This is a genomic window from Mesorhizobium sp. (assembly GCF_024509055.1).
Lineage (GTDB): Bacteria > Pseudomonadota > Alphaproteobacteria > Rhizobiales > Rhizobiaceae > Mesorhizobium.
The window spans coordinates 1-6,729 of record NZ_JANINM010000034.1 but is presented as its reverse complement, the minus strand read 5'-3'; the positions used below and the strand labels follow the sequence as shown (position 1 = coordinate 6,729).

The window sequence follows — 6,729 nt, the reverse complement described above, 5'->3', positions numbered from 1 at the left end:
CGGCGCGGTCGCTGATCAGGCGATCGACCTTGTCGAAGAAGCGACGATGGTTGCCAAGCCCCGTCAACGGATCGGTAAAGGCCAGATCCGTGTTTTCCCTGCCTGGCTGACTGGTGCCAAACGTCGTTTGCATCATGTCCCTGTTCTGACGGCGGTATTTCCGGCCAGACTGGCAGCAAAGCGTTTAGGAAAAGTATCGGAAAAACGATTTTTTCGCGGTCCGGAAATGGCGCGCGAGCACGGTCGAAAAACGCGGGTCCCTGCCCGGTATATTTTTAGCCGGCTTGCCTGACGCGATACAGCTCGATCGGGTTGCCCTTGGTCTCCGCGACTGGCTCGAGCCAGTCCGGAATCGTGCCCCGCAGCATGCCGGCAAGGAAGCCCTGCGGCGCGGTCCTGACCAGCAATTCGGTTTCGGGACTGCCAGAGCAGATCACCACCAGGCCGACATGATGCGCCGCCACGATCCGCCGCGCGTCGTCGGCCGAGCCGAGGAAGGCATCGAGCGTCACGAGGTTGCCGGCGGTGTTTCGGTGATAGGTACCGGCCAAGACGCGGTGCCCGGTATAAGCGAGGATCGACGATCCGAGGTTGGAGATGGCAAGCAGCGTGGTGCCGGGCATGCCGGCGAGCGACGCAAAGCTGGCCTTTTTCTGGCAGACCTTGTCAGCATCCCAATCCGCGACAGCAGTCGTCTTGGTCTCGAATGCAAGCGAGGCCGCCGCGGCGGCACCTGTCCAGGCGGCATTGACCGACAGCAACCAGACCGCCGCAAGGCGCAGCCCCACGCCGAGGGAGGAACTGGCTTGGGCGCGCTCGCGCCATTGCGCTATCCAGGCCGACAGGGGGATAACGGCGAAGGCGATCGAGAATGTCGAGCCGCGTATCTCCCAGGCGCTGACGAGGAATGCGACACCGAGCAGCGTGCCGACGATGCCGTCCTGCCTGCGCCAGCCGCCACGGAAGAGGCGAAGCGCCATCAGCACCATGGCCACCAGTGGCGTCGCGTAGCGGGCCGGCACACGGGCCGGGTTGTTGGCCAGCAGGGTGAACAGCGACTGGGTCTCGTTGATGTGGCTGATCAAAAGATCCTTCAGCCGAGGGTCGAGGTCTGCATAGGGCGCCGCCAGGCATTGCGGGAACAGCACAATGACGACGGCACCCAACCCGGCGGCGAGAAGGCCGAGCGAGACAAGACGCCGCTTTCGCGTGCCGCTCGCCGCACCGATCGCGGCAATAGCGGCGAGGCCTGTGCCGCCAAGCGCGGCGACGACGAAGTGAACCACCGAGAAGGTGTCGCATTGCGCCTGGCCCCACGCCGACATTGGAACGGTCGCGAAGAAAGCAAAGGCCGAGACACCGGCGAAGCCAATGCCGAAATTCCTGGCAACCAGCCTTTCCCGCGCCCCGTCGAACAGGAGCAGCACCGCGACGAGGACGCCCAGCATCCCGGCGTAAGGAGCGCTTTCCAAACCGATGGCGATCGTCAACGCGGCGCAGATACCCGCCGGCAGGGCAAGCCATGGACGGTTGGGCGCGTCGAGCAGGAGGCTGAGGCTCGCCATGGTGAGCATCAACTGGATGTTGTGATGGTCGAGCGAGCCCGGCGAGTAGATGCCGATGAAATGGTAGGCGGCGGCGCCTATGACGACCGCCGGAAGCAGGGCACTTTCGCCGCCAAAACTGCGAGCCGCGCGGGCTGTGAAGAACAGTGTCAGCCAGAAAAGCAGCGCCGGCCAGAGCACCTGCACGACCTGCTCGGCAAACGGGACGTTGCCGGTGACGGCCGAAGCGGCCAGGATGGCGAGGGCCTCCGGCGCGTCGAGCAGCCGCGACCAATGCATCACGAAGCCGCCCTCCAGTCCCATGCGGTACTGGTGCAGGTCGAACCAGCCCTGGCCGGCGAGCAGGTCTCGCACCTGGACCAGTTGCAGCAGGCTGTCGTTGTCGCCACCGGCGTCGAACAGCCCGCGAAAGCCGGTCGCTGCGTTGATCGCCAAGACGACCAGCGTCGCGATCAGCGCCAGCGCGAGGTCACGGCGCCATGTCGCGCGTGGCAGGGCCTTTTCGGACATCTTGGCATCAATGGGAGACACGGGCGGCCTTCGGTTGCTCTCTCGTTAGATGAACCTTAGCGCGGACTCGCTGCGCAAACCTTAAGCTGGCCCGGCAAGAGAGGCGCCTCGTTTCGCGAAACGGTTTGTTTGCCAATCACAAATATGTTGCCGGAACAGAAAACGAATAGCCGATGCGGTCCTGGAGCTGGGCATGAGTGTCATGGCGATCGAAAAAAAGATTCTGAACGCCGCCCACGACCGGGCCGTGTTTCAGCGCCGCATCCGGGTCCTCTCCGAACATATCGGTGCCATGCTGGGCGCTGACGGTACCGTTCTCGATCTCGGCTGCGGCGATGGCTCGCTGGCCAAGGCCGTGATGGATAGGAAACCCGGGCTGACATTTCGCGGGATTGACGTCTTTATCCGCCCGCGTACGGCCATCCCGGTGGAGGTTTTCGACGGCAAGACGATACCCGCTGCTTCCGGGTCGTTCGACTGGGTGACCATCGTCGACGTTCTTCACCATACCGACAATCCCGGCCATCTCGTCGCCGAGGCCGCCAGGGTCGCCCGCAAGGGAGTTGTCATCAAGGACCATCTGCGCGACGGGTTCCTCGCCCACAGCACACTCAGGTTCATGGACTGGGTGGGAAACAGGGGCCACGATGTGCGGCTACCGTACAATTATCTGTCCAAAGCGGAATGGGACGCGATTTTCGATCAGGTAGGGCTCAAAGCCCGGGCCTGGCGCGAAAACCTGTCGCTTTATCCCTTTCCGGCAAACCTCTTGTTCGACAGGGGTCTGCATTTCGTCGCATCGCTTCGCTAACCAACGGGCCGTGGCCGACCGCCCTTCACGCGGTTCGTTGATCGTCTCGAAACACCCACAGCGATGAAAGCACATAGCTCGCGGCACCCGCGGCGAGCGTGATGATGGCCGACATGACCAGCGGCGGCGCGGAAAATATCGATACCGCGACATGGGCGCAGAGGCCCGCAAACACCGCGCAGACCAACTGGGTGACGAGATAGCGCGGGAACGCGCGGCCGTGGCCGTGGCGTCCCTCGAAGGTCCAGCTGCGCTGTGCCGAATATGCCATCACGAAGACCAGCAGATAGGCGATGACGCTTCCGGCAAACGGCGGTAGCCCGGCTGAAACCAAGGCCCAGGACAACACGAAGAACAGCAGCGCCGCGCCAATGCCGACCACGACGAACCGGGCGAGCCGTGCCGCGGCGAATTTTCGAGCCGGTCCGTTCATCTTTCGCCAGGCGCGGCGGAATCGCCCGATTGGCTGGGCTGGGCCGCCTTCAGCCGTTTTACCGGTATCTCCAGGACGCCCAGCAAGAAAGCGGAGAAGAACGCCTGCAGCGAGATGACGATCAGGCTGAGGCCCAGCACGACGACGCGCGGAATCTCGGGATCCTTCAGGGGGCCGAATCCGAGGCTCGCCCAGCGCCATATGGCGTAACCGAAGAAAAGGGCGCCGCCTGCGAAGCAAATGCCGGCATTGCCGGCGAGACGGTCGGTGCTAAGGGTCCTGGTCAGCCAGTCCGACCGCCGGTTGCGCGGCAGGATGCCGGTTATCTCGGCATAGTAGCGCGATATGGCGCCGGAGGTGATGAGCTGAACACCCACCACCACCATGAAGCAGGCAGCGACGAATGTGTTGATGTCGAGCGACAGGTTATCGACCACCTTCAGCGGGCCCAGCATCAACAGCGTTACCAGCAGCGCGCCAAGGCAGAGCAAGGCCGTGCCGGGTATGAAAAACATCCAGCGTGGATTGTGCACCAGCAGGAACTTCAGATGGCGCCAGCCATCGCGCCAGGTGCGCAGGTGCGGCGGGCGGCTGCGGCCATCGGGTTTGAGCGTGGTCGGAACTTCCTCGATGCGCAGGCCGGCAAGCGCGCTGCGGACCACCATCTCGCTCGCGAATTCCATACCGTTTGTCTGCAGATCGAGCTTCCTGATGCGATCGGCGTTGAAACCGCGCAAGCCACAATGGAAGTCACCGGTCTTGATGCGGAAGAACAGGCGGCCAATGAAGCTCAGAACGGGGTTGCCGAGATAGCGATGCAGCGGAGGCATGGCGCCGGGCTCGATGCCGCCCTTGAACCGGTTGCCCATCACCAGGTCGGCCCCACTGCGCAGACGCGATACGAACGCTTCGAGCGAACCGAAATCGTAGCTGTCGTCGGCGTCGCCCATGATGATGTAGCGGCCCCGGGCGACGGCGATGCCGCCGAGAAGTGCCGCGCCGTAACCCTTGTTCGTCACCGGCACGACACGGGCGCCGTTGTCCGCCGCGATCTGCTGCGAGCCGTCGGAACTGCCATTGTCCGCTATCAAGACCTCGCCGGAGATGCCTGCCCTGTCGAGAAAGGACCGGGCCTTGCCGATGCACACAGCCAGCGTCTCAGCCTCATTGAGGCACGGCATGAGGATTGTGAGCTCGACTTCCTCGGCGGCGCGGATGGCGGTGAAAGCATTCATGCCCGTGATTCCGTCAAAGGCCCGGCCGGCACGATCCGACCTGGCACTCGATGCCCACCCTTGCACGGCAAAGCTTAAGAAAACGATGATGCAATCGCTAGGACACAGCGCAACTCCCTGGAACGGAGTTGGCTTAAACCCAGCCTTAACGGCTTCGATAAATAGTAAAGCCGCCCGAGTGCAGGGCACGGGAGAGAAGATGCCGCACGAAGTCCGTGACGAGCCGGCCATCGCCGTGCTCCTGCCTTGCTACAACGAGGAGCTGACGATCGGCGAGGTCGTGCGCCGCTTCCGCGAAACCCTGCCTTCGGCCGCCGTCTACGTCTACGACAACAACTCCAGGGATCTGACCGCGCTCAAGGCCCGCGCCGCCGGCGCCATCGTCGTGCGCGAGCCGCGACAGGGCAAAGGCAATGTGGTGCGCCGCATGTTCGCCGACATCGACGCCGACATCTATGTGATGGCCGACGGCGACGGCACCTACGCGCCCGAAGACGCGCCGCAGCTGATCAACATATTGCAGACCGAGCGCTCCGACATGGTGGTGGGCACCCGGCGCGGTGTGGTCGACGATGCCGGCCGCTCCGGCCACGCATTCGGCAACCGTATCTTCAACCGACTCTACAAGGGCCTGTTCGGCGCCGATTTCACCGACATCTTCTCCGGCTATCGCGTCTTTTCCCGCCGCTTCGTGAAGAGCTTCCCGGCCGTATCGGGCGGCTTCGAGATCGAGACCGAAATGTCGGTGCACGCCTCGCAGCTCAAGCTGCCGGTGAACGAGATGGCACTCGACTACGGCCGTCGGCCGGAAGGCTCGTCGTCGAAACTTTCGACCTTCCGCGACGGCGCAAGGATCCTGTGGATGTTCGCCATGCTGGTGAAGGAGACACAGCCGCTGCGTTTCTTCGGCACATTCGCGCTGTTCTCGCTCTCCGCCAGCATCGGCCTGATGATCCCCGTGCTGATCGAATTTTTCGAGACCGGACTGGTGCCGCGCCTGCCGACTTGGGTGCTGTCGGTCGGCATGCTGCTGCTTTCGATGCTGGCGGCGATGACCGGACTGATCCTCGATTCGGTGTCGCGCGGCCGAGCCGAGCAGAAGCGTATCTTCTACCTTTCGATCCCGTCCAACGGCATCGACCGGCGCGAGCGCGGAGCCGGGCAGGCACCCGCCAAGGGCGGGCCGGGCAAGGCGCCGCGAGCGGCATAGTGGCCCGCTTCGTCCGTTTCGTGCTTGCCGGCGGCATCGGCTTCGTCGCCGACGCGGCGGCGCTCTGGCTGCTGCTCCATACGACGCCGCTCGGTCCACTGGCGGCTCGGGTGCTGTCGATCGGCTTCGCGCTCTGCGTTACCTGGCAGATCAACCGGCATGTGACCTTCTCGCGCTCGAGCCGGGGCATCGCGCGGGAAGGCGCACGCTATGGCGGCGTCGGCGTCGCCACCAGCATCGTCAATTATCTGGTCTACTGCGCTGTCCTGCTCGCGATACCGGCCCTACCGCCGCTCGCGGCGCTCGCCTTCGCCTCGCTGGTCGCGACGGTGCTGTCGTTCCTCGGATATTCGCGCCTGGTCTTCGACCGGTAGAGCAATTCCAGGAAAAGTGTGAAACGGTCTTCCGTCCGGAATTGCGTAAAAACAAAAGGATTGAACGATTCGCCGTTTCCAAGAATGAGACGGTGAAACGCTCAAGCCTCTGGCCGATTGGCAGAAGGCGCCGAGTTCCGTATATCAGCGGCGCACAGGATCGCCGGAGACCGAAGATGCCGCTCAAGATCGCCGTCCAGATGGACCATGTCTCCACCGTGTCGATCGCCGGCGACACCAGCTTCGCGCTGTCGCTGGAAGCGCAGCGGCGCGGGCACAAGCTTTTCCATTACACGCCCGACCGGCTCTCGATGCGCGACGGCAAGGTGTTCGCCCATGTCGAGGAGATGCAGGTGCGCGACGAGAAGGGCAGCCACTTCTCGCTCGGCGAAAGGGTGCGCACCGATCTCTCGGAGATGGACGTCGTCCTGCTGCGCCAGGACCCGCCCTTCGACATGAACTACATCACCACCACGCACATCCTGGAGCGCATCCATCCGAAGACGCTGGTGGTCAACGACCCGGCCTGGGTGCGCAACAGCCCGGAAAAGATCTTCGTCACCGAATTCCCGGACCTGATGCCGGAGACGC

7 protein-coding genes and 1 pseudogene are annotated in these 6,729 nt (G+C 63.8%); 5 read left to right on the top strand and 3 right to left on the bottom strand.

Annotated features, from left to right (window positions below; genetic code table 11):
* Nucleotides 1-292, top strand: a 292-nt coding sequence (locus Q0L57_RS02320; protein WP_296737427.1) for a hypothetical protein, incomplete at its 5' end; no start/stop codon positions are given.
* On the opposite strand, the gene Q0L57_RS02315 is transcribed toward Q0L57_RS02320, so the two are convergent.
* On the bottom strand, nucleotides 276-2,075 hold the full coding sequence (locus Q0L57_RS02315) for a GtrA family protein (protein WP_296737425.1): 1,800 nt from the start codon (nucleotides 2,073-2,075) through the stop codon (nucleotides 276-278). The genes Q0L57_RS02320 and Q0L57_RS02315 overlap by 17 nt on opposite strands.
* Before the next feature lie 193 nt (nucleotides 2,076-2,268).
* Between Q0L57_RS02315 and Q0L57_RS02310 the strand changes: the two genes are divergently transcribed.
* Nucleotides 2,269-2,886, top strand: coding sequence for a class I SAM-dependent methyltransferase (locus Q0L57_RS02310; RefSeq protein ID WP_296737424.1), 618 nt, complete (start codon nucleotides 2,269-2,271; stop codon nucleotides 2,884-2,886).
* Between the two features lie 25 nt (nucleotides 2,887-2,911).
* On the opposite strand, the gene Q0L57_RS02305 is transcribed toward Q0L57_RS02310, so the two are convergent.
* Complete coding sequence (locus Q0L57_RS02305) at nucleotides 2,912-3,319, bottom strand: GtrA family protein (protein WP_296737422.1); 408 nt, start codon at nucleotides 3,317-3,319, stop codon at nucleotides 2,912-2,914.
* Nucleotides 3,316-4,554: a glycosyltransferase family 2 protein gene (locus Q0L57_RS02300; RefSeq protein WP_296737420.1), complete on the bottom strand. Its 1,239-nt coding sequence runs from the start codon at nucleotides 4,552-4,554 to the stop codon at nucleotides 3,316-3,318. Before Q0L57_RS02300 ends, Q0L57_RS02305 begins: the two co-directional genes overlap by 4 nt.
* A gap of 199 nt (nucleotides 4,555-4,753) precedes the next feature.
* Between Q0L57_RS02300 and Q0L57_RS02295 the strand changes: the two genes are divergently transcribed.
* The 3 genes and pseudogenes from Q0L57_RS02295 to Q0L57_RS02285 all read left to right on the top strand — a co-directional run.
* A complete protein-coding gene (locus Q0L57_RS02295; RefSeq protein WP_296737419.1) occupies nucleotides 4,754-5,764 on the top strand; it encodes a glycosyltransferase in 1,011 nt (336 codons plus the stop codon).
* Nucleotides 5,764-6,138, top strand: coding sequence for a GtrA family protein (locus Q0L57_RS02290; protein WP_296737417.1), 375 nt, complete (start codon nucleotides 5,764-5,766; stop codon nucleotides 6,136-6,138). Before Q0L57_RS02295 ends, Q0L57_RS02290 begins: the two co-directional genes overlap by 1 nt.
* Nucleotides 6,139-6,314: 176 nt before the next feature.
* Nucleotides 6,315-6,729, top strand: a pseudogene (locus Q0L57_RS02285) (glutathione synthase); the annotation flags it as partial.

Bases quoted from the DNA above. Each gene is read 5' to 3' on its own strand.
- Q0L57_RS02315 (WP_296737425.1), bottom strand. From the start codon at position 2,075: ATGTCCGAAAAGGCCCTGCCACGCGCGACATGGCGCCGTGACCTCGCG.
- Q0L57_RS02305 (WP_296737422.1), bottom strand. From the start codon at position 3,319: ATGAACGGACCGGCTCGAAAATTCGCCGCGGCACGGCTCGCCCGGTTC.
- Q0L57_RS02300 (WP_296737420.1), bottom strand. From the start codon at position 4,554: ATGAATGCTTTCACCGCCATCCGCGCCGCCGAGGAAGTCGAGCTCACA.
- Q0L57_RS02295 (WP_296737419.1), top strand. From the start codon at position 4,754: ATGCCGCACGAAGTCCGTGACGAGCCGGCCATCGCCGTGCTCCTGCCT.
- Q0L57_RS02310 (WP_296737424.1), top strand. From the start codon at position 2,269: ATGAGTGTCATGGCGATCGAAAAAAAGATTCTGAACGCCGCCCACGAC.